20 protein-coding genes are annotated in these 23474 nt (G+C 30.3%); 8 read left to right on the top strand and 12 right to left on the bottom strand.

The window, feature by feature from the left end; all coding sequences use genetic code 11:
• Positions 1 to 2: 2 nt before the first annotated feature.
• From RHP49_07725 to RHP49_07715, 3 genes are all read right to left on the bottom strand, one after another.
• Positions 3 to 782, bottom strand: a complete 780-nt coding sequence (locus tag RHP49_07725; protein WNH14132.1) for an endonuclease/exonuclease/phosphatase family protein — start codon at positions 780 to 782, stop codon at positions 3 to 5.
• A gap of 95 nt (positions 783 to 877) precedes the next feature.
• Positions 878 to 1417, bottom strand: a complete 540-nt coding sequence (locus RHP49_07720) for a YciI family protein (GenBank protein WNH14131.1) — start codon at positions 1415 to 1417, stop codon at positions 878 to 880.
• Between the two features lie 17 nt (positions 1418 to 1434).
• The gene (locus RHP49_07715) at positions 1435 to 1905 is read right to left on the bottom strand and encodes a CYTH domain-containing protein (GenBank protein WNH14130.1); all 471 of its coding nucleotides are present in this window, start codon (positions 1903 to 1905) and stop codon (positions 1435 to 1437) included.
• Positions 1906 to 1989: 84 nt separating this feature from the next.
• Here RHP49_07715 and dinB point away from each other — a divergent pair, with 84 nt between their 5' ends.
• From dinB to RHP49_07700, 3 genes are all read left to right on the top strand, one after another.
• Positions 1990 to 3090: a DNA polymerase IV gene (gene dinB / locus RHP49_07710; GenBank protein WNH14129.1), complete on the top strand. Its 1101-nt coding sequence runs from the start codon at positions 1990 to 1992 to the stop codon at positions 3088 to 3090.
• A 251-nt stretch (positions 3091 to 3341) separates the two neighbouring features.
• Complete coding sequence (locus RHP49_07705) at positions 3342 to 5762, top strand: TonB-dependent receptor (protein ID WNH14128.1); 2421 nt, start codon at positions 3342 to 3344, stop codon at positions 5760 to 5762.
• Positions 5763 to 5789: 27 nt separating this feature from the next.
• Complete coding sequence (locus RHP49_07700) at positions 5790 to 7151, top strand: hypothetical protein (GenBank protein ID WNH14127.1); 1362 nt, start codon at positions 5790 to 5792, stop codon at positions 7149 to 7151.
• A gap of 85 nt (positions 7152 to 7236) precedes the next feature.
• On the opposite strand, the gene pyk is transcribed toward RHP49_07700, so the two are convergent.
• From pyk to RHP49_07675, 5 genes are all read right to left on the bottom strand, one after another.
• Positions 7237 to 8679: a pyruvate kinase gene (pyk, locus tag RHP49_07695; protein ID WNH14126.1), complete on the bottom strand. Its 1443-nt coding sequence runs from the start codon at positions 8677 to 8679 to the stop codon at positions 7237 to 7239.
• On the bottom strand, positions 8679 to 9164 hold the full coding sequence (locus RHP49_07690; protein ID WNH14125.1) for an IPExxxVDY family protein: 486 nt from the start codon (positions 9162 to 9164) through the stop codon (positions 8679 to 8681). Before RHP49_07690 ends, pyk begins: the two co-directional genes overlap by 1 nt.
• 119 nt (positions 9165 to 9283) lie before the next feature.
• The gene (gene rnc / locus RHP49_07685) at positions 9284 to 10024 is read right to left on the bottom strand and encodes a ribonuclease III (GenBank protein WNH14124.1); all 741 of its coding nucleotides are present in this window, start codon (positions 10022 to 10024) and stop codon (positions 9284 to 9286) included.
• Positions 10025 to 10031: 7 nt separating this feature from the next.
• The gene (gene fabF / locus RHP49_07680) at positions 10032 to 11282 is read right to left on the bottom strand and encodes a beta-ketoacyl-ACP synthase II (protein ID WNH14123.1); all 1251 of its coding nucleotides are present in this window, start codon (positions 11280 to 11282) and stop codon (positions 10032 to 10034) included.
• 12 nt (positions 11283 to 11294) lie between these two features.
• Entirely contained in the window at positions 11295 to 11528 is a 234-nt protein-coding gene (locus RHP49_07675) for an acyl carrier protein (GenBank protein WNH14122.1), read from the bottom strand.
• 278 nt (positions 11529 to 11806) lie between these two features.
• Between RHP49_07675 and RHP49_07670 the strand changes: the two genes are divergently transcribed.
• The gene (locus RHP49_07670) at positions 11807 to 12370 is read left to right on the top strand and encodes a phosphoribosylglycinamide formyltransferase (GenBank protein WNH14121.1); all 564 of its coding nucleotides are present in this window, start codon (positions 11807 to 11809) and stop codon (positions 12368 to 12370) included.
• 53 nt (positions 12371 to 12423) lie between these two features.
• Complete coding sequence (locus tag RHP49_07665) at positions 12424 to 13065, top strand: ribonuclease H family protein (GenBank protein WNH14120.1); 642 nt, start codon at positions 12424 to 12426, stop codon at positions 13063 to 13065.
• Positions 13066 to 13068: 3 nt separating this feature from the next.
• On the opposite strand, the gene RHP49_07660 is transcribed toward RHP49_07665, so the two are convergent.
• From RHP49_07660 to RHP49_07650, 3 genes are read right to left on the bottom strand one after another with little or no spacing between them, the layout of a single operon-like run.
• Positions 13069 to 13818: a LytTR family DNA-binding domain-containing protein gene (locus RHP49_07660; GenBank protein WNH14119.1), complete on the bottom strand. Its 750-nt coding sequence runs from the start codon at positions 13816 to 13818 to the stop codon at positions 13069 to 13071.
• An 18-nt stretch (positions 13819 to 13836) separates the two neighbouring features.
• Positions 13837 to 14607, bottom strand: coding sequence for a hypothetical protein (locus RHP49_07655; protein WNH14118.1), 771 nt, complete (start codon positions 14605 to 14607; stop codon positions 13837 to 13839).
• 3 nt (positions 14608 to 14610) lie between these two features.
• Positions 14611 to 15633, bottom strand: coding sequence for a histidine kinase (locus tag RHP49_07650; protein WNH14117.1), 1023 nt, complete (start codon positions 15631 to 15633; stop codon positions 14611 to 14613).
• Between the two features lie 174 nt (positions 15634 to 15807).
• Here RHP49_07650 and RHP49_07645 point away from each other — a divergent pair, with 174 nt between their 5' ends.
• Both RHP49_07645 and RHP49_07640 read left to right on the top strand, forming a co-directional pair.
• Positions 15808 to 16734: a PfkB family carbohydrate kinase gene (locus RHP49_07645; protein ID WNH14116.1), complete on the top strand. Its 927-nt coding sequence runs from the start codon at positions 15808 to 15810 to the stop codon at positions 16732 to 16734.
• A gap of 117 nt (positions 16735 to 16851) precedes the next feature.
• Positions 16852 to 18750 (top strand): amidophosphoribosyltransferase, encoded by a 1899-nt coding sequence (locus RHP49_07640; protein WNH14115.1) that lies wholly within the window; start codon positions 16852 to 16854, stop codon positions 18748 to 18750.
• Positions 18751 to 19348: 598 nt separating this feature from the next.
• Here RHP49_07640 and RHP49_07635 read toward each other — a convergent pair.
• On the bottom strand, positions 19349 to 19957 hold the full coding sequence (locus tag RHP49_07635; GenBank protein WNH14114.1) for a superoxide dismutase: 609 nt from the start codon (positions 19955 to 19957) through the stop codon (positions 19349 to 19351).
• 124 nt (positions 19958 to 20081) lie between these two features.
• Here RHP49_07635 and RHP49_07630 point away from each other — a divergent pair, with 124 nt between their 5' ends.
• On the top strand, positions 20082 to 23213 hold the full coding sequence (locus RHP49_07630) for a UvrD-helicase domain-containing protein (GenBank protein WNH14113.1): 3132 nt from the start codon (positions 20082 to 20084) through the stop codon (positions 23211 to 23213).
• Positions 23214 to 23474: the final 261 nt, after the last annotated feature.

Here is a 23474-nt window from a genome sequence, read left to right as displayed (position 1 = left end):
AGTTATTTCCTTATATAAGTTTTTAACATACTATGATCAGATTCCTTAGTATAAAACTTCTCCGTTTTTAAAACCTTTAAATCTTTAGAAACCCAAATATGATCTAAAGAAAGCAAAGGAATATTATTATACCACGTTTCTCTAAACCCATTCCCTTTTTCGTTAAATGCATGATTAAAACCTTTTTTAAATTGCTTTAAATAAATAGATTCATAAGGCACATTAAAATCACCTAAAACAATAGTATTATCTTTTCTGTTAATTTGTTTATTTACATAATTCAGCCCCCATTCTCTAGGAACATCAAAACTTCCTGTAACATCAACGGCATAAAAATTAATCCCAAACGTTTTAAAATTTATAACTGTTGTACTAAACTTTGATTTGTTTTCACTCTCAATAATTAATGGTGCTTTTGAAAAAACAAATAACTCTCTATCAGATTCATAAAAATAATAATTAGGATATTTCCTTTTAAATTCTTCAATATCATTTTTTTTTGATTCTACTAAAACCATTACATCTGGCACCCCTTCATTTTTATTAAAAGCCATTTGAAAATCGTTAGCTCTTGAAGCATTCCAAAAAACTATTTCTAAATCTGATTTATTAATATCATCTGGAATATGTAGCTTAAAGCTTTTACTTAACCATACCAGTAATAATATTGAAGCCAGTATTAAATTAAATCGTCTCCATTTTTTAGTAAGAACAATGGAAATAAACAAAACGACAACAATAATTATAGGTAAAGGAAGCGCATAGAAAATCAATGAAGACAAAAAAGTTCGCTCTTTTATAACAAAATGTGCCGTTAGTAATGCTACAATAGATGTAACATTAATAAACTGTAAAATAATCTTAATAAGTTTAAGTATTATTTTAAAGATCCTCCTTTTGCTGCCCACCATGGATGTATTTCAATTTCTAAACGTCCTGCTTTAACCATAGGATCTGCATGGGCTAAACTATCTGCTATTTTAAGTGTTGGTACATTGTAAATAGTTACACCTCTAATATCGCCATCATCACCAAAAGGTCCTGAAATATCGGCATAACCTAATTCATACATTTTTGTTAAATGTGCTAAATGTTCTTTTTGCAAAAGTTCGGCTTCTTCTTCATTTTGAGATCGTATTGGACCGCTTTTTAAAAACACCATAAAATATCGTTGCATTAAAATAGTGTCTTGGGTTTTTTCATCAACATAATCAAAAGTTTTAAAGCCTTTAGCATGTAATTCATCTTTGATGTCTTTTACTGATTTTTTAACAGGTTCTATTTCTACTATAGAATCTATTTTTTCCTCAATAAGTTCTGGTGTGTTTTCTTCTATATTTGAAATTGATGTTTTTGATTCTTCTTTGCAGGCTACAAAAAAGATTAAAATAAACATTAAAAATATTAGCTTCTTCATCTGTATAATTTTTAAAATTAATCCCAGTTTTTATAAGGATTTTCACTTAACATAGCGTTATAATATTTAACATCTCCTGTAACTTCTTCTCCTAACCAATCGGGTTTTTCAAAGGTTTCATTTTCACTTTTTAATTCAACTTCAGCAATAACTAAACCTTCATTATCTCCAAAAAACTCGTCTACTTCAAAAATATGGTTTTTTATTTTGACCTCATAACGTATTTTATCAATAACACCTGATTCACAAAGTTTTAATAACGCTTCTACCTCTGAACTATTAATTTCTTTTTCCCATTCAAAACGTGATAATCCATTTTTTGAAGATTGTCCTTTAACTGTTATAAACCCCTTATCTCCTTTTAGTCTAACACGAACCGTTCTTTCTTTATGAGAATTTAAATATCCTTGAACAATTCTGTTTTTTTTAAAAGCTTCCTCTTTATAAGTATCCGACTTTACTAAAAACTTCCGTTCTATTTCTATCATAATTTAGCCCGAAAAAACGGGTATATTTTCATTAATTTTATTAATTGAGATTCTTGCCTTCACAAGAATGCCTAAATTTACACTATGTCAAACGATTTACCAATTAGAAAAATTATTCATGTAGATATGGATGCCTTTTTTGCATCTGTTGAACAAATGGATAACCCCGATTTAAAAGGGAAACCCATTGCTGTAGGCGGTGGTGGTAAACGTGGTGTGATAAGTGCTGCGAGTTACGAGGCTAGAAAATTTGGAGTAAAAAGTGCTATGTCTGGGAATTTAGCAATCAAATTATGTCCTGATCTTATTTTCGTAAAAACTCATTTTGATAGATATACAGAAATCTCTAAAAAAATTCGCAAAATATTTTATGATTATACCGATTTGGTAGAACCGCTTTCGTTAGACGAAGCTTATTTAGATGTTACTGAAAACAAAAAAGGAAACCCAAGCGCTTCTTTAATTGCTAAAGAAATTCGTGAACGAATATTTAATGAGGTTGGTTTAACAGCTTCCGCAGGTATTTCTATAAATAAATTTATTGCTAAAATTGCAAGTGATTATAACAAACCTAACGGACAAAAAGTAGTAAATCCAGAAGAGGTTATTGAATTTTTAGAACAGTTAGACATTAGAAAATTTTATGGGGTTGGAAAAGTAACGGCAGAAAAAATGTACCAAAAAGGCATTTTTACGGGCTTAGATTTAAAACAAAAATCTATGGAGTGGTTAGATGAAAATTTTGGTAAATCTGGTCGTTATTACTACTATGTAGTTCGAGGAATCCATAATAGTGAAGTAAAGCCAAACCGGATTAGAAAAAGTTTAGCTGCCGAACGTACTTTTAGTGAAAATTTATCAAGTGAAGTATTCATGCTTAAAAAGCTAAAACATATTGCTGATGAAGTTTCCAAACGCTTAACTAAAAGCAAAGTTGCTGGCAAAACAGTCACTTTAAAAATAAAATATAGTGACTTCTCTTTGCAAACCAGAAGTAAAACACTGCCTTATTATATAAGAGATACCGATATTATTTTAGAAACAGCAAAAGAGTTATTGTATCAAGAAAAATTGAATAATTCGGTACGATTACTTGGTATTTCTATGTCTAATTTAAATACTGAAAAACCAAAAACGCCAATAGAAAAAAAATCTATTAGCGTTCAGTTAAAATTTGAATTCTAATTACCAATCCATTTTTTTTAAAAAATATTTATACTATTTTAAGGAATCATCCCTTTATAACACTCATTAATCACGAGTCCTTTTATTTAGATTTATTTAAAATAACGATTTTATTTTATTAAATATTCAATTATATCCTTAATATATTTTTAAAAATACATGATAGCTTATCATAAAACAAATTATCATTAAAACTTTTATTTTTATTTGGACTAAATATAAATAAGGTTATTTTTGACAAAAATTTATTCATGATTCCTATTAAAATTTATGTCACCGTTTTAATATTGTTTTTAAGCTATTCTGCTTTTAGTCAAAACGGAAATATTACAGGTTATGTATTGTTTGATAATAATAAGCCAGCAATAGGTACATCAATAGTTTTAGAAAACTCTAATCTTAAACAAGAAACATCGGCAGGTATAAACGGAGAGTTTATATTTAAAAATATCCCCTACGGTAATTACATACTTAACATTCATTCTCTTAACGCTAAAAGTGTAACAAAATCAATTCTATTAAACACTAAAATCAAATCAGTTAATAGTATTTTAGAATTAACTAACTATCAGGATTTACAAGAAGTTTTAGTAAAAACTAAAACTGAAAAACGTAAAATTGAAGACGATGGTTTTGCTGTAAACGTTATAGAAACGGAAGAAGCAAGTGTTAGAAATATTCAAACAAACGAATTATTAAATACGACAGTTGGCGTTAAATTAAGACAAAATGGTGGTTTAGGATCACAGGTAGAATATAGTTTAAATGGATTAACCGGTAGTGCTGTTCGCATTTTTATTGATGGTATACCAATTTCTATTTATGGCCCCTCTTTTAGTTTAAATAGTATTCCTCCATCAATGATAAAACGAATTGAAATCTACAAAGGCGTTGTCCCGGGTCATTTGGCAGACGATGCTTTAGGTGGCGCCATAAATATTGTACTTCATAATTCTACAAAAACAAACTTCAGTGCTTCTGTGTCTTATGGATCATTTAACACATTGCAAACCAGTTTAAATGGCTTATATCGTTTTGAAAAATCTGGTTTTACTGTAAAAGGTTCTGCTTTTCATAATTATTCAGACAATGATTATAAAGTTTGGGGTGGTCAAGTTAAAGTTACTGGATTAGGAGGTGTACAAACCCCTATAACAGCAAGAAGATTTAATGATGCCTACAAATCTACAGGAGGAATGGCTCAAATTGGATTTACTAATGTAAAATGGGCTGACCAATTTTTAATTGGAGTTACCGGGTCTAATGATTATAAAGAGATTCAACATGGTGCTTTTATTACTATTATGCCTTATAAAGATCGATTCATGGAATCAGATGCTTTACTTACAAACTTAACCTACCAAAAGAAAAGTTTATTTACCAAAGGTTTAGATGTAAACATTCATGGATTATATGGAAAAAGAAACCGTGTAGTTAGTGATACCCTACCTTGGGCATATAGCTGGAATGGCAAAAGATCAATAGACTATCAAGGCAATGAATATCAATACACATGGGGTTCTCAACAAGAGAAAACAGAATATGGTCCCATCCATAATTATATTAATAGAAATGTAGCGTCTGTAAGAACTGGAATATCTTATGCTTTACACAATTCTCATAAAGTTTTATTCAATCACGTATTTAGTAGTATTGATAGAGAAGATAAAGATGAGTTTGCTTCCGCAACAGAAAACACATATACAGGGTCTAGAGACTTATATAAAAACATCTATTCTTTAACCTATGAGTTAAATGCTTTCAATAATAAATTAAAAACAAATTTATTTGGCAAACATTATCAACAAAAAACAGTTAGTATAGATCCTGAAAACCAAACTGATAACGAAGGAAACAATATAATAGTAGACGAAATAATAAGTAGTAATAAAAAATATAATGGATACGGATTTGCAATTTCATATGCTATTATTCCCGAAGTTACACTATTAACTTCGGCTGAAAAAGCCATTCGTTTGCCAAACGAAACTGAAACTTTTGGTAATGATGGTGATAATGTAATAGCCAACCCAAGTATAACACCAGAACAAAGTAAAAACTACAATTTAGGGTTTCGATTTGGAGCATTTCAATTAAAAAAACATGAATTTACTCTAACAACAAACCTTTTTACTAGAAATATTAAAGACAGAATTGGTTTACCCATTGAAAGAACACCAGACGAAGAGCTTATACTTTATGAAAATCAAGGTAACGGAAGTTCTAAAGGGATAGAGGCTCAATTAAATTATAGCTATAATAACAATTTAGAACTCAACTTTAATATTACTCGTTTAACTTTAAAAGTTATAAATCGTGGTATAGAAATAGACGTGCCTAATACCCCATTTTTTACTATGAATGGAGGTTTACGCTATTCTATAAAAAACGCTATTCAAAAAGATTCTCGATTAAACTTCTTTTACACCCTATATTTTACCGATACATTTTCATATTTACCCCCTCAAGGTAGCAATACAGCAGGAAATGATTTTTTTGAAGTTCCACAACAAATCGCTCAAGATTTTGGACTTACCTACAACTTTCCTAACAATAAATTAATTATAAGTTTTGATATTAAAAATATACTCGATGAACCCTTATACGATAATTTAAGAGTACAAAAACCAGGACAAGCATTCTATCTAAAATTAAATTATAAAATCAAATAATTTCTAACTATTAAAATTCAAAATAAAATGAAACGAACATTTTTAAATACAAAAACATTAGTTACCTTATTACTAGTAGCCAGCCTAATTACAGCTTGTAGTAGCGATGATAATGACGGAAACCTAGACCCTGAACTTGTTGAAGATGGTAGATGGATTACTGTTGCCGCAGCTAAAATGGGAGATAACCCAGGTGATGGTAATGGTGGTACTTTAATTTATAGCATTAGCAGCGAAGATGCCAAAGACCCAACTATATCAATCGAACCTTTTGAGAATGGGTTTATAGTACCTTCAAACAGAACAGCTCGTTTACAAGCCTCTGAAGGTGGTAACACAATTTTTAACATTAGCTATGCTGGAGATACTGGAGGAAACTATACTAAATATACTGTAAATGGTGGTCAAAATTTCACTCCAACAGGTTCTGAGGTTAGCATTGCACCTTACGTAGGTTCTGCTCCAAGATGGATAAAATTATTTGATGGAGATAAGACAGGTGCTGCTGTTTATGTTTCTACCGAACACCAATTTGATGATAACGATACACCAGACGATGCTACAGACGACACATATATACGTACCGAAGCGACTATGGGTATTGTAACATTAGATTTAGAAAATTCTTTAATTAAAAATTTTCAAGAGTCAAATATTCCTTTAACAGCAGAAGAAGAAGCAAACGGTTATTATATTTCTAGAATTGATATGCCTACATTAAATGCTGCTGGAAATAAATTATACATTGGCGCACGTATAAGTAAAGTTGATCCTACTACTGCCGAAAGAGATAATGATTACGAAATTTTAGGGTCTAAAACTATTGTATTAGACTATCCTTCATTATTAAACCCAATTGTAATTTCTTCTAATGTAGGCCACGGAAATACTAATGGTTACCGTAGTATTAATTCTTTCGAATATAACGGAAGTGTTTATCAAGCCAACCAAGGCGACCCAGAAGGATCTCACATCTTAAAAATTGGATCCAATAACGAATATGACAATACGTATGATTTTAACTTAGACGATGCTTTAGGTATTGAAGAAGTTTATATTCTTGCTTGGAGACCTACTGCAAACGGAAAAGCAGTAGTAGCTTACCGTCACTCAGGATCTCAAGAAGGTTTAGCTGGAGCACAAGGATTTTTTGCTTTAGTTGATTTAAATACAAAAACAGCTATAAAAATTGATGCTATCCCTTATGATCCAGATTTCTACTTATTCCAATACCAAGGTTTTGCTGTTAATGGAACTGAAATATTTGTAACTCAAGCTCCAGTTGGACAAAACGGAAATATTTATGTTATCGATACAGAAACAGAAGAAGTAACTAAAGGAGCAGAATTAGTAAACGTTGGAGGAAGTCATTTTATAGGAACTTTCTAATAAAATAGCTAAAAAATATACACAATAAAAAACTCCCATAGAAATTATCTACGGGAGTTTTTTTTATTAATATTGAGGTCTTTTACTAAAAACTACAGTTTGTAATTTCTGTAACTCTTAATGTATTTACCATTCCTTTTTCTTGAATAGGCATAGCTGCTAAACTAATTAGCATATCTCCTACTTCTAAATATCCTTTTTTACAAGCTATATCATTTACATCTTCAATAGTTTCATCTGTACTTACAAACTTATCATAATAAAAAGCACGAACGCCCCAAAGTAAACTTAAACGAGTTAAAATACGCTTGTTTGAAGTAAACACTAGTATATGACATGATGGTCTCCAAGCTGAAATTTGAAAAGCTGTATAGCCACTATTTGTTAATGTTGAAATAGCTTTAGCACTAATTTCATTTGCCATATTTGCGGCATGATAACAAATAGATTTTGTTATATAACGATTAGTACGAATATGAGGAGGCAATTGTGGTACTTGTATAAGATTAGAATCTTCTACACTTTTCAGGATATTTGACATTTGTCTAATAACTTGAACTGGATATTTACCCACAGATGTTTCACCTGATAGCATAACAGCATCTGCACCATCCATAACCGAGTTAGCAACATCGTTTACTTCGGCTCTTGTTGGTGTTAAACTATCAATCATAGTTTCCATCATTTGGGTTGCTATGATTACTGGAATTCTAGCTTTTTTAGCTCGTAATACTAATTGTTTTTGAATTAGTGGAACTTCTTCTGCTGGAACTTCTACACCTAAATCACCACGTGCTACCATTAAACCGTCACAATGAGTCACAATTTTATCGATATTCTCTACAGCTTCAGGTTTTTCAATCTTAGCTATAATTGGAATTTTATGATTAGTGTGTTGGTTTATTAAATCACGCAATTGTATTAAATCTTCTGCATGACGTACAAATGATAAAGCAATCCAATCCACATCTTGACTGATAGCAAAAATGGCATCTTCAATATCTTTTTCTGTAAGCGCAGGTTGCGATATATTGGTATTTGGTAAATTAACTCCTTTTTTAGATTTTAAAGGTCCTCCTTGAATAACACGTGCAACTACTTCGTTTTTACTATTTGTAGAAACAACTTCAAACATTAATTTTCCATCATCTAAAAGAATACGCTCACCAGGTTTAGCGTCTTGTGGAAACCTTTCGTAGGTCATGTAAACACGTTCTTTTGTGCCTTCAAATCGCTCACCTGTTGCAAAAATTATTTCATCACCAGGGTTCACAACAACATCTTCTTGCATAACTCCTACACGAAGTTTTGGTCCTTGTAAATCTGCTAAAATAGCCGCAGTAAAACCAAACTCATCGTTTAGTTCTCTAATCATTTTTATACGCTCTGCAACATCGGCGTAATCGGCATGAGAAAAATTAATTCTAAATACGTTAGCGCCCTCTTCAAGCATTCCTTTTAAAACTTCTTTGGTGCTTGTAGCTGGACCTAATGTAGCTACTATTTTGGTTTTCTTTCTTATCGGCATTAGCTAAAAATTAAATTGTCTTTAGATTTTAATTGACTACTATCAATACTATAAGCTGTTGCAATTTGAGGTATTCTTAATATACTATTTACAATATATTTTTCTTTACTTAAATTGAACTCGTTATCTATTTTTAAAAAATAATTAACACGCTTATATTCAGGTATTAAATGAGTCGTTTTTGTTATTTTTTCTTGGTTTTCAAATAATGATTCATAATTTATTTGTTGGAAACTTTCTGTTTTACAAACATTAGAAACAAAACTCCAAGTTATTAATTGTTTATCATCTTCCCAATCAAAAATAGAATACGTTGATTTACCTTTATCATAGTCTAAATCTGATGGTTTTCTAATTAAAGTTATTCCTAAATGCTTGTTAAGAAGATAGGCCAAACGGTAATCTTCAAGCGAACAATGAATTGCTATTAAAGTGCACAACACTTCATCAAAAACATCGTCAAGAACAAGCTTATGAACGGCCATAACTTTAAATTAAAAGCGTAAATATAGTATTTAAAAAATTTAGTAATGATATATTTTACTTAATCTTAATAAGAAAGGCAACTAAAACGTTGTAGTAAATTGTTTTTAAAGAAATTTCTTTAAATCATTTTAGACATCCTGCTTTGGAATGCAAAGAAAGCACGCTTTGATGCTTTTTCTTCAGCCTTTTTCTTTGATGTGGCTCTTGCCTTAGCTATAATTTTATTGTCAATTGAAAGCTTTACTGAAAAATGTCTAACATCATCATTACCAGTATCTTCATAAACATTATAATTAAATGTTTTCTTTTCTTTTTGGCACCACTCAATCAATAAGCTCTTATAACTTATTACCTTTCCTTCAAGAGTTTCTATATCTACATACGGAATAATAACGCGCTTAAAAATAAATTTCTCGCAATACTTATACCCTTTATCTAAAAAAATAGCACCTATTAAAGCTTCAAATAAATTTCCATGAATATTGTCTCCAAATTGACCTGGAGGTATTTTACTTTCAACTAAATCAATGAGTTTAAGATCTCTACCTAACTCATTTAAATGCTCTCTACTTACAATTTTAGATCGCATTTTAGTTAAGTAACCTTCATCACCACTTGGAACTTCAAGATATAAATGAGAAGCTATAACCGAACTTAGCATGGCATCGCCTAAAAATTCTAAGCGCTCATAATTAATAGCATTTCCTTTACTGTCCTTTATATTCATAGAACGGTGTGTAAAGGCCTTTTTATAGAATTTTATTTGTTTAGGCTTAAATCCAAGAATTTTATTTAATTCCATAAAAAAATTCCCGTTGCGTTTAAAACGGGAATTTAATATGTTACGAATGTTTTTCATTCGGGATTCAATCTATTTTCTTGAATAATACACAAGCGTTGTGACCGCCAAATCCAAATGTATTACTCATTGCTACTTTAACTTCGCGTTTTTGAGCCTTGTTTAAAGTTAAATTTAATTCTGGATCAATATTTTCATCAACAGTAGTGTGGTTAATTGTTGGAGGTACAATATTATGCTCCATTGCCAATATAACCGAAATAGCTTCAATAGCTCCTGCTGCACCTAAAAGGTGTCCTGTCATTGATTTTGTAGAATTAATATTTATATGCTTTGCATGACTACCAAAAACTTTTGTAATTGCCTTAAGTTCTGCAACATCACCTAGAGGTGTTGATGTACCATGTGTATTAATATGGTCTACATCCTCTGGTTTAAGTCCTGCATTTTCTAAACAATTTTTCATTACCTCAACAACACCAATACCTTCTGGATGCGGCGCGGTCATATGGTAAGCATCAGAAGATAATCCACCTCCTGCTACCTCAGCATATATTTTTGCCCCTCTTGCTTTTGCATGCTCATATTCTTCTAGAACTAAAGCACCTGCTCCTTCACCTAAAACAAAACCATCTCTGGAACCGTCAAAAGGTCTAGAAGCTGTTTCTGGACTTTCATTTCTAGTAGATAAAGCGTGCATGGCATTAAAACCACCCATACCAGCTATAGTAACTGCTGCTTCACTTCCTCCTGTAACTATAACATCACAATACCCTAAACGAATAGAGTTTAATGCATCAAATATAGCATTAGCTGAAGATGCACAGGCAGAAACTGTTGTGTAATTTGGCCCCATAAAACCATGTTTTATAGAGATGTTTGCTGGCGCAATGTCAGCAATCATTTTAGGAATAAAGAATGGATTAAATCTTGGAGAACCATCACCAGCAGCAAAGTTTAATACTTCTTGCTGAAAAGTTTCTAATCCACCAATACCTGCACCCCAAATAACACCTACACGTAATTTATTGACTTCTTCAAGGTTTAATTTAGAATCCTCAATGGCTTCATCTGCTGCTACCATAGCGTATTGTGCAAATTTATCCATCTTACGAGCCTCTTTTCTATCAAAAAAGTCTGTTGCGTTAAAGTTTTTTAATTCGCAAGCGAATTTTGTTTTAAACTTCTCGGTATCATAATATGTTATAGGCGCAGCACCACTTTTACCACTAATTAAACCATCCCAAAATTCATCTTTGGTATTGCCAATTGGTGTTAAAGCCCCTAATCCTGTGACTACAACTCGCTTTAATTCCATAAAGTATTTTGCTTATTTTGCTGCTTCTATGTATGATATAGCTTGACCAACTGTTGCAATATTTTCAGCTTGATCGTCTGGAATTTGGATGTCGAATTCTTTTTCGAACTCCATAATTAATTCTACAGTATCTAAAGAGTCTGCTCCTAAATCGTTTGTGAAGCTTGCTTCAGTTACAACTTCGTTCTCATCTACTCCTAATTTGTCTACGATAATCGCTTTTACTCTTGATGCAATGTCTGACATAATCTTTTAATTTAAATGTTTTAATTAGTTGGCAAAAATAAAAAACTTTATTTTTAAAACACACCTTTAATTTAAAAATGTGTTGGTAATTTACTAAAATTACTTTTAACTATTTTAATTTTACCTTCTAATTGTTAATAATTATTCTTTTTTTTGTTCATATAACCTTTAACATTACAGTCTGTAAAACGATATGAGCTTGTTAATTTTGCTGAACATTATTGTACATTCGATTTTCGAATTACATCTGACATTAATTTAAAAACATAAACCAACAGATGAAACGAATTGTAATTTTTGCGTCCGGAAGTGGCACAAATGCTGAAAATCTAATTAAGTTTTTTCACAACACAGAAGATGCCTCTGTTGTTCAAGTGTTAACTAACAATCCTCATGCTAAAGTTTTAGATAGATGTAAAACACTTCATGTTAGCGCTCTTTCTTTTAACAAAATAGCTTTTACAAAAACGGATGATGTCCTTAACATATTAAAAGCTTCACAACCAGATCTTATTGTTTTAGCTGGGTTTTTATGGAAATTTCCTGAAAATATTTTGAATGCTTTTCCAAATAAAGTAGTAAATGTACATCCTGCACTATTACCAAAATATGGAGGAAAAGGCATGTATGGCATGCATGTACATAAAGCTATAGTTGATAATAATGAAGTAGAAACAGGTATTACTATTCATTATGTTAATGAACATTACGATGAAGGCGCTATTATTTTTCAAGCAACATGTGAAGTGAATACAAATGATACAGCTGAAACTGTTGCGGCAAAAATTCATGAATTGGAAATGGAGCACTTTCCAAAAGTTGTTGAAAAATTACTGTCGTAAGGAAATAATTAGAACTATAATTAAAAGATTTCCGCCTTCGCGGAAATAAAAAAATGGCAACTAAGAAAAAAAAATATTATACCGTTTGGAAAGGGCACAAAACAGGTGTTTTTGAAAAATGGAATGACTGCAAAGCACAAATCACCAATTTTGAAGGCGCACAATACAAATCGTTTTTAACTTTTGAAGCTGCCCAAAATGCTTTAAAAGGAAACTACTTTGATTATATTGGAAAAAACAAAGACTTTAAAAGTGAATTATCTCCCGAACAATTAAAAAAAATAGGGCAACCTAATTATAATTCTATTTCAGTGGATGCTGCCTCCAGCGGAAATCCTGGTATTATGGAATATAGAGGCGTAGATACCAAAACAAAAAAACAACTATTCATTCAAGGTCCTTTTGAAGAAGGCACCAATAATATTGGAGAATTTTTAGCCTTAGTACACGGCTTAGCACTTCTTAAAAAAAATAATAGCGACCGTATATTATATACCGATTCTAAGACAGCCATGAGCTGGGTAAAAAGGAAAACATGTAATACAAAACTTGAACGCAACAATAAAAACAAAGCACTTTTTGAATTAGTTGACAGAGCTATTGATTGGTTAAAAAATAATACCTACAAAACAGTTATTGTGAAATGGGAAACCAAAGCTTGGGGAGAAATTCCTGCCGATTTTGGGAGAAAATAGTTTTTAACTTTCATCACTAATCCATTTCTTAAAATCTTTTACACGCTCTCGACTTACTATAATTTCAGATTCTTGATATGAGTTTAATTCTAATTTTAATCTGCTATTAGAATAAGATACAATGTTTTTAATAGCGTTAATGTTAATAATACATTTTCTACTTATTTGAAAAAAAACACTAGGATTTAATTCTCCTTCAAGATTTATTAATGCTGTATTAATAATATAATTAAACTCATTTGAACGCAAATAAGTGATACCATTTGAACTAAAAAAACATTCAATATCATTCGTTTCTATTAACTTTAATTTTTTACCAATTCTAACAGCAAATCTGTTTTTATATAACGCTACATTGTTTTCTTCAACAGCTTCTTTTAAAGCTAATAACTTAATTTTATTTTGACTAATAGTTGTTGCTTTTTGTATTGCCTTTTCTAATTGAATTTTGTTTATGGGTTTAAGTAAATAAGAAATACTATTATAATCAAAAGCCTTAATACTATATTCACTATATGCAGTAGTAAAAACTATAAAACTTTTAATTTCAACATGCTTAAAAATCTCAAAACTTAAACCATCAGACAAATGAATATCAACAAATAAAACATCTGGATGATCATATGTTTCAAACCATTTAATCGCAGATTTTACTGAAAACAAACATGCTAAAACCTCATAATTAAAGTCTTCCAACATACGCTGTAACTTTCTACTCGACGGTAATTCATCCTCTATTATTACTGTTTTCATTTAACGAATTAACCTTAATTATTTATTTGTGATTCTTGGGAGTGAAAAAATTAAACTTGTAAAATAACCATCGTTTGGCAATAACTCAAATGTACCTTCTGATTGCCATTTTTCAACAGGAATGTCAAACCTACCTATTTCACCTTCAAGAACAAGTAATTTCCCATCAAAAGCATAATGGAATATATGCTCGCCAAAAAATGATTTTCCAAATTCTTGAGGCATCACCAAGGTGTCATTAGGTTTAAATTGAAATTGTGATTTTAATGTAGATTGCACTAAATCATGACCTAAATTTGTGTTTTTTTGATAACGGTAACCTAAGCCATATCCTCCTATTACGTAACTCCCAACAAGCTCTTTGTTTTTATTTATTGGTGCTTTTTTTGGCTTTAATAGTCCTACTCTTTTAAATATATCATTTTCAAAATAAATATCAATAAAATTTTCTTCTCTTCTTCCTGAAAGTATAATTTCATTTTTACCAGACTTACCCTCTAACTCTATAATATTTCCATCTATTTTGTAATTAAAAATAGAATCGTTTAAAAATGTTTTCCCAAAAGTTGAATCGACATAAAGTTTGCCGTCTTTGGTAAACTTAAAATAATTGTTTATACTAGTTAACATTGCTGAAGCTTTGTTTCTTTCATCTTCTGTATGCGTGTCAAAAAACTCCTTTTTAAAAGTAAAATCAACAACCTTAAATTCAACATCTAAAACGTTCTCTTGATCAACTTTACAACCACAAAAAAATAATGCTAGTACTAGTAAATAAATTGGTTTCATATTTTATGCTTCAAGAGTTAATATTGGTAATTCAATTCTAAATTCATCTTTTGTTTTAAAAACAGTTACTTTTTCATCTGTGAAATACAAATACCTATCGGAGATATTCTTAATACCCATATTAAAAGAGGTTTTAATAGTTCTTTTTGGATTTAAAGTATTTGTAATTACAACCTTATTCTCATCAACAAAAACGGTTGCTTTTAATGGGGTCTCAGCATTAATTTCATTGTGTTTAACAATGTTTTCAATGGCTTGCTGAATAGATAATGGAATGATATATTTATTATTACAATCAACAACTTCAATATTACAATCAAAGGCTTCTTCAAACCTTACGGAAAGTAATTCAATATACATTTTAGTGAACTTTAATTCTTCATCTAGACTAACTATATCCTCTTTTTCTTTTTCTAATAAATAACGATAGATGTTAGAAAGGTTTTCAGAAAAATTAACTGCTGCTTTGGGGTTCTCCTCTATAATACTAGTTAAAGTACTAATATTATTAAATAAAAAATGAGGACTTAATTGCATTTTTAATTGACTTAAACTAATACTACTTTTTGCATCATCATGCATAAGCTTAACAACTGTTTTCTTATTTGCTTTATAAAAATACAAAAAGTGTATACTAATAGTTAAAATAAGAAAATAAGGTCCTAAAAAGGTTAAATAATTTATTGCTATTTGATTAGAAAATGTTTCAATAAAAAGCTTCTGCATGGGGGCTACTAATTTTTCAATATATATAGTTAAAAACCCAATAAAAAAAGGAAAGGCGAATGTGTTCAAAGCATATACAAACAATAAATTTAAATGTTTATGAGTTTGTAAAGCTTCCTTATTTACTACCACCGAAAGAAAGTATGCTGAGACAAAAGCTGAAACTAAACCAAAAAATAACGCTATAAATGGATACCTATTGAAAAATAACCCTGCCAATCCAAAATATAAAACACTAATAATAATAAACATCATTATTGCTATAAAAAGATTACTTCTACCTAACAAGAGTTTATTCATGATAATATTCTATTTTGAAGCAAAAATGCATGATATAAGTTTATTAAAAAAATGAAAATTAGTGAATTGTTGAAACACCTAAGTGAGTTGTAATAAGTCAGCTTTTCAATAAAAAAATTTTATTGCCTAAATATTTAAATAACCTATCTTTGCACAAAAATCATAACTCTATTCATGAGTAAATTAGTAATAGTAGGTACTGTAGCTTTTGATGCTATTGAAACACCTTTCGGAAAAACCGATAAAATACTTGGTGGAGCAGCAACTTACATCGGTTTATCTGCCTCGCAGTTTAATGTTGATGCCACTGCGGTTTCTATTGTAGGCGGCGATTTTCCTCAAGAATATTTAGATTTATTATCCAGTAAAAATATTGATATTTCAGGAATTGAAATCGTTAAAGAAGGTAAAACATTCTTTTGGAGTGGTCGCTATCATAATGATATGAACTCGCGTGATACTTTAGCAACAGAACTAAACACACTTGCCGATTTTAACCCTGTAGTTCCTGAAGATTATAAAGATGCCGAAGTTGTTATGCTTGGTAATTTACACCCACTAGTACAAGCTAGCGTGCTAGACCAAATGACAACAAAACCAAAAATGGTGATTTTAGATACCATGAATTTTTGGATGGACTGTGCTTTAGACGATTTACTAAACGTTATAAAACGTATAGATGTTATCACCATAAACGATGAAGAAGCTAGACAACTTACTGGTGAATACTCATTAGTAGTTGCCGCCAGAAAAATTCATGCTATGGGACCTAAATATGTGGTGATTAAAAAAGGAGAACATGGGGCATTATTGTTTCATGATCACAATGTTTTTTATGCTCCTGCTTTACCTTTAGAAGAAGTTTTTGATCCTACTGGAGCTGGAGATACATTTGCAGGCGGTTTTGCTGGTTATATTGCAAATACTGGAGATACTTCTTTTGAAAATATGAAAAACGCAGTTATTTACGGCTCAACGTTAGCGTCTTTTTGTGTTGAAAAATTTGGAACTGAACGTATGCAAAATTTATCGAACGATGAAGTCCATAAACGATTATTGCAATTTAAGCAATTAACGCAATTTGAAATAGAATTATCATAATACTACGCGCTCTAAAAGAGTGCGTTTTTAATTAAAAATAAAATTCGTTATTTCTACGAAATCATAGATTCAATGATTTGAAATAAAATAACGAGAAAAGCGAAAACATTTATTATTATGAGTGATGCCTTAAAACACGAATGTGGAATAGCAGTTATAAGACTTTTAAAACCTCTAGAATTTTACAAGGAAAAATACGGTAGCGCCTTTTATGGTGTAAACAAAATGTATCTCATGATGGAGAAACAGCATAACCGTGGACAAGATGGTGCCGGTTTTGCTAGTATTAAACTAAATACAAATCCAGGAGAACGTTATATAAGCAGAGTGCGCTCGATAGCACAACAACCTATACAAGATATCTTTGCTCAAATTAATGAACGCGTTAATAAAGAATTTAAAGCACATCCTGAATACATGGATGATGTTGCTGCACAAAAAAAACATATCCCATATATAGGAGAAGTCTTATTAGGTCATGTCCGTTATGGTACTTTTGGAAAAAATAGCGTAGAAAGTGTACATCCTTTTTTAAGACAAAATAACTGGATGCACAGAAACCTGATTATGGCAGGAAACTTTAACATGACTAATGTTAAAGAGCTTTTTAGCAATCTTATTGAATTAGGACAGCACCCTAAGGAGTATACCGATACCATTACTATCATGGAAAAAATTGGTCATTTTTTAGATGATGCTGTAAGTAAAATTTATAAAGACCTTAAAAAAGAAGGCTACAATAAACAACAAGCCTCACCACTTATTGCAGAACGCCTTAAAGTGGCAAAAATTTTAAGACGTGCTGCCAAAAACTGGGATGGAGGTTATGCCATGGCTGGGCTTATAGGGCATGGAGATTCATTTGTTTTAAGAGACCCTGCAGGTATTAGACCTGCATATTATTATCAAGATGATGAAATAGTAGTTGTAGCATCAGAACGCCCTGTAATTCAAACCGTTTTTAATGTAAAATTTGAAGACGTTAAGGAATTAGAACCAGGACAAGCCATAATAATGAAAAAAGCTGGAGAAGTAAGACTAAAACAAATATTACAACCTTTAGAAAAGAAAGCTTGTTCGTTTGAACGTATCTACTTTTCGAGAGGAAGCGATGCCGAAATATACCAAGAGCGTAAAATGCTAGGGAAATTATTAATGCCTAAAGTCCTTGAGGCTATTGATAATGACACAAAAAATACCGTATTCTCATATATTCCAAATACCGCTGAAACATCATTTTTTGGAATGATAGAAACCGCCGATGCGTTTATTAATAAAACAAAAACAAATGCTATTCTAAATGGGCAACGCTCGTTATCAGCAGCTAAAGTCACCGAGATTTTATCTGAGCACGCTCGAGTTGAAAAAATAGCAATAAAAGATGTAAAACTTAGAACATTTATTACAGAAGATAGCAGTAGAGATGATTTAGTTGCTCACGTATACGATGTTACCTATGGCGTTATTAAACCTACTGATAATTTAGTTATTATTGACGATAGTATTGTAAGAGGTACCACTTTAAAGATGAGCATTCTTAAAATGCTAGACCGCCTAAATCCTAAGAAAATCATTGTAGTGTCGTCTGCACCACAAATTAGATATCCTGATTGTTACGGTATTGATATGGCAAATCTTGAAAGTTTAGTAGCCTTTAGAGCTGCTTTAGAATTATTAAAAGACAACAACAAATACCATATAGTAAAAGATGTTTATAATAAATGCATAGAACAAACGGAATTAGCAGATAAAAATGTTCAAAACTTCGTAAAGGAAATTTATGATCCGTTTACTGATGAACAAATTTCAGATAAAATTTCAGAATTATTAAGTAATGAAAGCATAAAAGCTGAAGTGAAAATTATTTTCCAACCAGTAGAAAATTTACACAAAGCATGTCCTAATCATTTAGGCGATTGGTATTTTACAGGAAACTATCCAACTGTGGGTGGAAATAGAGTTGTAAACCGAGCATTTATCAATTTTTACGAAGGCAATAATGAACGTGCTTATTAATTGATGTTTTTATAAATTTATAATACATAAATTGAATAAAATACATTTTACCTAAAAAAAGTGCTGTTCATCTAAAAAATAATCAGTTTATCTAAAATACATCTAAATTAGACTCACCATAACATAAGTAGGTTAAGTTCATGGTAGATTTGGGGCAAAAAAAGGTGAACATCTGTTCGCCTTTTTTTATGCATAATTATTTCTTTTAATAAAAAAACTTTCACCTCTATCTTTTTTTGCTAATCCTGTTAAGCTAATATATTAGTCGTTTAACTAAAATATTTTATCAATCCTTTATTCTATTCTATTTTAGCAGAACCATAACATAAGTAGGTTAAGTTCATGGTAGATTTGGGGCAAAAAGGTGAACATTCGTTCGCCTTTTTCATTTTTATATAACTCTATTTTTATGTTAGGTATAATACTGGCTTCATTTTTCAAAATATTATGAAATTCTGAAACAAATTCATAATAACTAACAAAAAGAGATATTAGATAGTCTTACCTGTTCCTAAAATTAATTCAGGAAAGGTAACGCCATAAAAAAAGCAAACCCAATTAAGGAGTTTGCTTTAAAATATTTAAAGGTTTAGTTTTTTTACTTTGCCTCAGCGTAACGTTTCTCTACTTCATTCCAGTTAATTACATTAAAAAATGCATTAATATAATCTGGACGACGGTTTTGGTAGTGTAAGTAATAAGCATGCTCCCAAACATCGATTCCTAAAATAGGTGTTCCTCCACAAGTAACACCTGGCATTAAAGGATTATCTTGATTTGGTGTAGAACATATTTCTACTTTCCCGCCTTTATGCACACATAACCAAGCCCAACCAGACCCAAAACGTGTTGCTGCAGCTTTAGAAAAAGCATCCATAAATCCTTCTTTAGAACCAAATTCTGCTTCAATAGCATCTTTTAATTCTCCAGATAAATATCCTTTTCCTTCTGGATTCATAATACTCCAAAATAATGAGTGATTAAAAAAACCACCACCATTATTTCTAACAGCACCATTATTCATATCTAAATTTGCAAGAATATCTTCAATAGATTTTCCTTCTAAATCTGTTCCTGCAATAGCATTATTTAAATTGTTTGTGTATCCTTGGTGATGTTTTGAGTGGTGTATCTCCATGGTACGTGCATCTATATGAGGTTCTAAAGCATCATAAGCATATCCCAATTCTGGTAATTCAAAAGCCATAATTTTTTGTTTTAAAATATTAATATTTAATTTATTTCAAATTTACGGATAAAACAGGTTAATTAAAAATAATAAATTGTTATCAAACCATTGATAGTTTTTATCTTGTATCCAAATTTGTTTTATGCCATCAAATCAACCTTTTGCTATTTATAACGCTTCTGCAGGTAGCGGAAAGACCTTTACGCTAGTAAAAGCCTATTTAAAAATTCTATTTAACACCAGTAATCTCTATCTTTTTAAAAACATTTTAGCTATCACATTTACCAATAAAGCAGTTGCCGAAATGAAAGACCGCATTATTGATACCTTAAAAGAATTTTCTGATGCATCTATTTTAGAATCTCCAAATAGTATGTTTGAAACTATTTGTGAAGAATTAAATATAGAACCCATAATGCTTCATGAAAAATCTAAAAAATTACTAAATACAATTATACATAATTATGCTGCTTTTGATATATCGACTATTGATGGTTTTACACATAGATTAATACGAACCTTTGCTCATGATTTAAAACTACCTTTAAATTTTGAAGTAGAATTAGATCAAGACGCGCTATTAAATGAAGCCGTAGATAGCCTCATAGCAAAAGCAGGAACTAACGATGCACTAACCAAGGTTTTAATAGATTTTGCTATTGAAAAAGCTGATGATGACAAAAGTTGGGATGTGTCTTTTGATTTTAATAAAATTGCAAAACTACTGGTTAATGAAAATGATATCCCTTTTATTGAAACATTAAAAGATAAATCGTTAGACGATTTTAAAGTGCTGAAAAATCAGTTAAAAAAAGAAATTTCTATTTTAGAAAGTTATATTGTTGACCATGCGAAAAGTATTTTAGCTTTAATTGAAGAGGCCGGTTTAGAGTTTAATGATTTTTCTGGAAGCTACTTACCAAAACATTTTAAAAAGTTAGCAGAAAACATTTTTGACATTAATTTTGATGCCAAGTGGCAAGAAGATATTGGATCAAAAACACTTTATCCAAAACGTGTTACCAATGAAATTGCTTCAATAATAGAACAAATTCAACCTCAAATAGGTGTAGCTTTTAATGAAACCAAGACTTCTGTTTTTCGTCTTAAATTTCTAAAATCATTTTACAAAAACATAACCCCTTTATCTGTTTTAAATGCAATCAATAATGAATTAAAAATGTTGAAAGAAGAGCAGAATAAAATGCTTATTTCAGAGTTTAATACCATTATTAGTAATGAAATTAAAAATCAACCCACGCCTTTTATTTATGAGCGTATAGGTGAAAAATTCAATCATTATTTTATTGATGAATTTCAAGACACTTCAGAAATGCAATGGCAAAATTTAATTCCGCTCATAGGTAATTCATTAGCAACCGAGACAGGAAGTACCATGCTAGTAGGTGATGCTAAACAAGCTATTTACAGATGGCGTGGTGGAAAAGCAGAACAATTTATTGGATTATTCAATAATGACAATCCGTTTTATGTTGAAAAAAGCGTAGAAAATTTACCAACAAATTATAGAAGTTTTAAAGAAATAATTCATTTTAATAATGATTTTTTCAAATTTATTTCAACCCATGTTTTCAGTAAAAAGGATTACGAAACACTTTATGAAAATGCATCTCAAAATAGCTCTAAAAATGAAAGTGGCTATGTTGAATTATCATTTTTAAATATTGATAAAGAAGACGATAGAAATCTTATTTTTTCAGAAAAGGTATTAGCAACCATAAATTGCTGTTTAGAAAACAACTATTTACTACAAGACATTTGTGTTTTAGTAAGAAAGAAAAAAGAAGGCGTTGCTGTAGCAAATTATTTAAGTCAACACCAAATACCAATTGTATCATCTGAAACCTTATTAATTTCAAACTCAATAGAAGTAAATTTTGTAAATGATTTATTAACGCTTTTAATTCAACCAAAAAATAACGAAATAAAAATTTCTGCTTTAAATTATCTAGCAAGCTTATTTAATATTAAAGATAAGCACGAATTCTTTATCAACCATATTAATTTATCAATTTCCGATTTATTTAAGAGTTTTGAAACTTTCAATATTTATATAAATAATGCCACGTTGCTCCAGCTGCCTCTATACGACTTAGCTGAAACTATTGTACGTGATTTTAACTTAGTTAAAACATCTAATGCCTACATTCAATTTTATTTAGATGTTGTTTTAGATTTTTCACAAAAAAAAGGGTCCGATATTTCTGGATTTTTAGCCTACTTTGAAAAGAAAAAAGAAAGCTTAAGTATTATTTCTCCTAAAGGACAAAATGCGGTTCAAATTATGACTATTCACAAGTCTAAAGGTCTAGAATTCCCTGTCGTTATTTTTCCTTTTGCCGATTTAGATATTTATAGAGAGTTAGAACCCAAAGAATGGTTTCCACTAGATAAAGAAAAATTTAATGGTTTTCAGCATACTTTATTAAACTATAATAAAGATTTTGAACATTATGGTGATGCTGGTCTAAACATATATATCAACCACAAATCGGAACAAGAATTAGATAATATTAATTTATTATATGTAAGCCTAACCCGTGCAGCCGAACAATTATATATTATTAGCAAAAATGACGATGCATTGAAAAACGATGCTAAAGCAAAAAAATATTCAGGATTATTTATAAATTATTTACAGCATATTAATGTTTGGAATGATTCGCAATTAATATACTCTTTTGGAAACCCTAAAAGGATTTTTCAAAATACAATAACATCAAAAGAAACGTCTATTCAGCAAGAATTTATATCAACGTCTAAAGAAGAACATAACATTAAAGTCGTTACTAAATCTGGATTCCTTTGGGATACTAAACAAGAAGAAGCTATAGAAAAAGGAAACCTTATTCATAACATCATGGCTCAAATAAATACAAAAGATAATATTGATTCTGTTATAGCAGATAGTATTAATGCATCTATAATAAATACTGAACAAGCTGCTACTTTAAAAAATACTGTAATACAGATTGTAAACCATCCGCTACTAAAAAATTATTACACTTCAAATTATACTATATATAACGAACGAGATATTATTACCAAAGAAGGTATGATATTAAGACCTGATAGAGTGGTAATAAACACTAAAAACGAAGCTGTTATTATTGATTATAAAACAGGCAGTGAAGACAAGAAACACAAGCAGCAATTGCAATTATATAAAGATGTTTTAGAAGACATGCAAATCACCGTAAAAAAGAAAATACTAGTATATACAGATCGTGTTATTACAGCAAAAGAAATATAATGAAACACAAAACTTCCACTAATATTGAGGTTGATTTTACTTTATACGTACTATGTAGGCTATGGTTGACAATTACAATAAAATATTGAAAAGCTGTTTTTAAACGAAAAAAAAAGCACTATCAGCTTTTTTTTTGAAAATTTTAAAAAGAAAAGAAAGAATACATTTACGGAAAATTGTTCTTGATTAAAAAGTCCATCTAGCAGCGAATTTTAAAGGGTTTATTAAAGTTTAAAAAGAATAAAAATTATCTAAAATCAT

The organism is Flavobacteriaceae bacterium HL-DH10, assembly GCA_031826515.1.
Classification (GTDB): domain Bacteria; phylum Bacteroidota; class Bacteroidia; order Flavobacteriales; family Flavobacteriaceae; genus Thalassobellus; species Thalassobellus suaedae.
Note: the sequence above shows the minus strand (reverse complement) of the source record. Positions and strands in the feature narration are given on the sequence as shown.

Excerpts from the sequence above, each read along its gene's own strand:
- RHP49_07670 (WNH14121.1), top strand. The coding sequence starts at position 11,807 with ATGAAACGAATTGTAATTTTTGCGTCCGGAAGTGGCACAAATGCTGAA.
- pyk (WNH14126.1), bottom strand. The coding sequence starts at position 8,679 with ATGCCGATAAGAAAGAAAACCAAAATAGTAGCTACATTAGGTCCAGCT.
- RHP49_07675 (WNH14122.1), bottom strand. The coding sequence starts at position 11,528 with ATGTCAGACATTGCATCAAGAGTAAAAGCGATTATCGTAGACAAATTA.
- RHP49_07650 (WNH14117.1), bottom strand. The coding sequence starts at position 15,633 with ATGAATAAACTCTTGTTAGGTAGAAGTAATCTTTTTATAGCAATAATG.
- RHP49_07660 (WNH14119.1), bottom strand. The coding sequence starts at position 13,818 with ATGAAAACAGTAATAATAGAGGATGAATTACCGTCGAGTAGAAAGTTA.
- rnc (WNH14124.1), bottom strand. The coding sequence starts at position 10,024 with ATGAAAAACATTCGTAACATATTAAATTCCCGTTTTAAACGCAACGGG.
- RHP49_07690 (WNH14125.1), bottom strand. The coding sequence starts at position 9,164 with ATGGCCGTTCATAAGCTTGTTCTTGACGATGTTTTTGATGAAGTGTTG.
- RHP49_07665 (WNH14120.1), top strand. The coding sequence starts at position 12,424 with ATGGCAACTAAGAAAAAAAAATATTATACCGTTTGGAAAGGGCACAAA.
- RHP49_07635 (WNH14114.1), bottom strand. The coding sequence starts at position 19,957 with ATGGCTTTTGAATTACCAGAATTGGGATATGCTTATGATGCTTTAGAA.
- RHP49_07630 (WNH14113.1), top strand. The coding sequence starts at position 20,082 with ATGCCATCAAATCAACCTTTTGCTATTTATAACGCTTCTGCAGGTAGC.
- RHP49_07655 (WNH14118.1), bottom strand. The coding sequence starts at position 14,607 with ATGAAACCAATTTATTTACTAGTACTAGCATTATTTTTTTGTGGTTGT.
- RHP49_07645 (WNH14116.1), top strand. The coding sequence starts at position 15,808 with ATGAGTAAATTAGTAATAGTAGGTACTGTAGCTTTTGATGCTATTGAA.
- RHP49_07700 (WNH14127.1), top strand. The coding sequence starts at position 5,790 with ATGAAACGAACATTTTTAAATACAAAAACATTAGTTACCTTATTACTA.
- RHP49_07715 (WNH14130.1), bottom strand. The coding sequence starts at position 1,905 with ATGATAGAAATAGAACGGAAGTTTTTAGTAAAGTCGGATACTTATAAA.
- RHP49_07705 (WNH14128.1), top strand. The coding sequence starts at position 3,342 with ATGATTCCTATTAAAATTTATGTCACCGTTTTAATATTGTTTTTAAGC.
- fabF (WNH14123.1), bottom strand. The coding sequence starts at position 11,282 with ATGGAATTAAAGCGAGTTGTAGTCACAGGATTAGGGGCTTTAACACCA.
- RHP49_07640 (WNH14115.1), top strand. The coding sequence starts at position 16,852 with ATGAGTGATGCCTTAAAACACGAATGTGGAATAGCAGTTATAAGACTT.
- dinB (WNH14129.1), top strand. The coding sequence starts at position 1,990 with ATGTCAAACGATTTACCAATTAGAAAAATTATTCATGTAGATATGGAT.
- RHP49_07720 (WNH14131.1), bottom strand. The coding sequence starts at position 1,417 with ATGAAGAAGCTAATATTTTTAATGTTTATTTTAATCTTTTTTGTAGCC.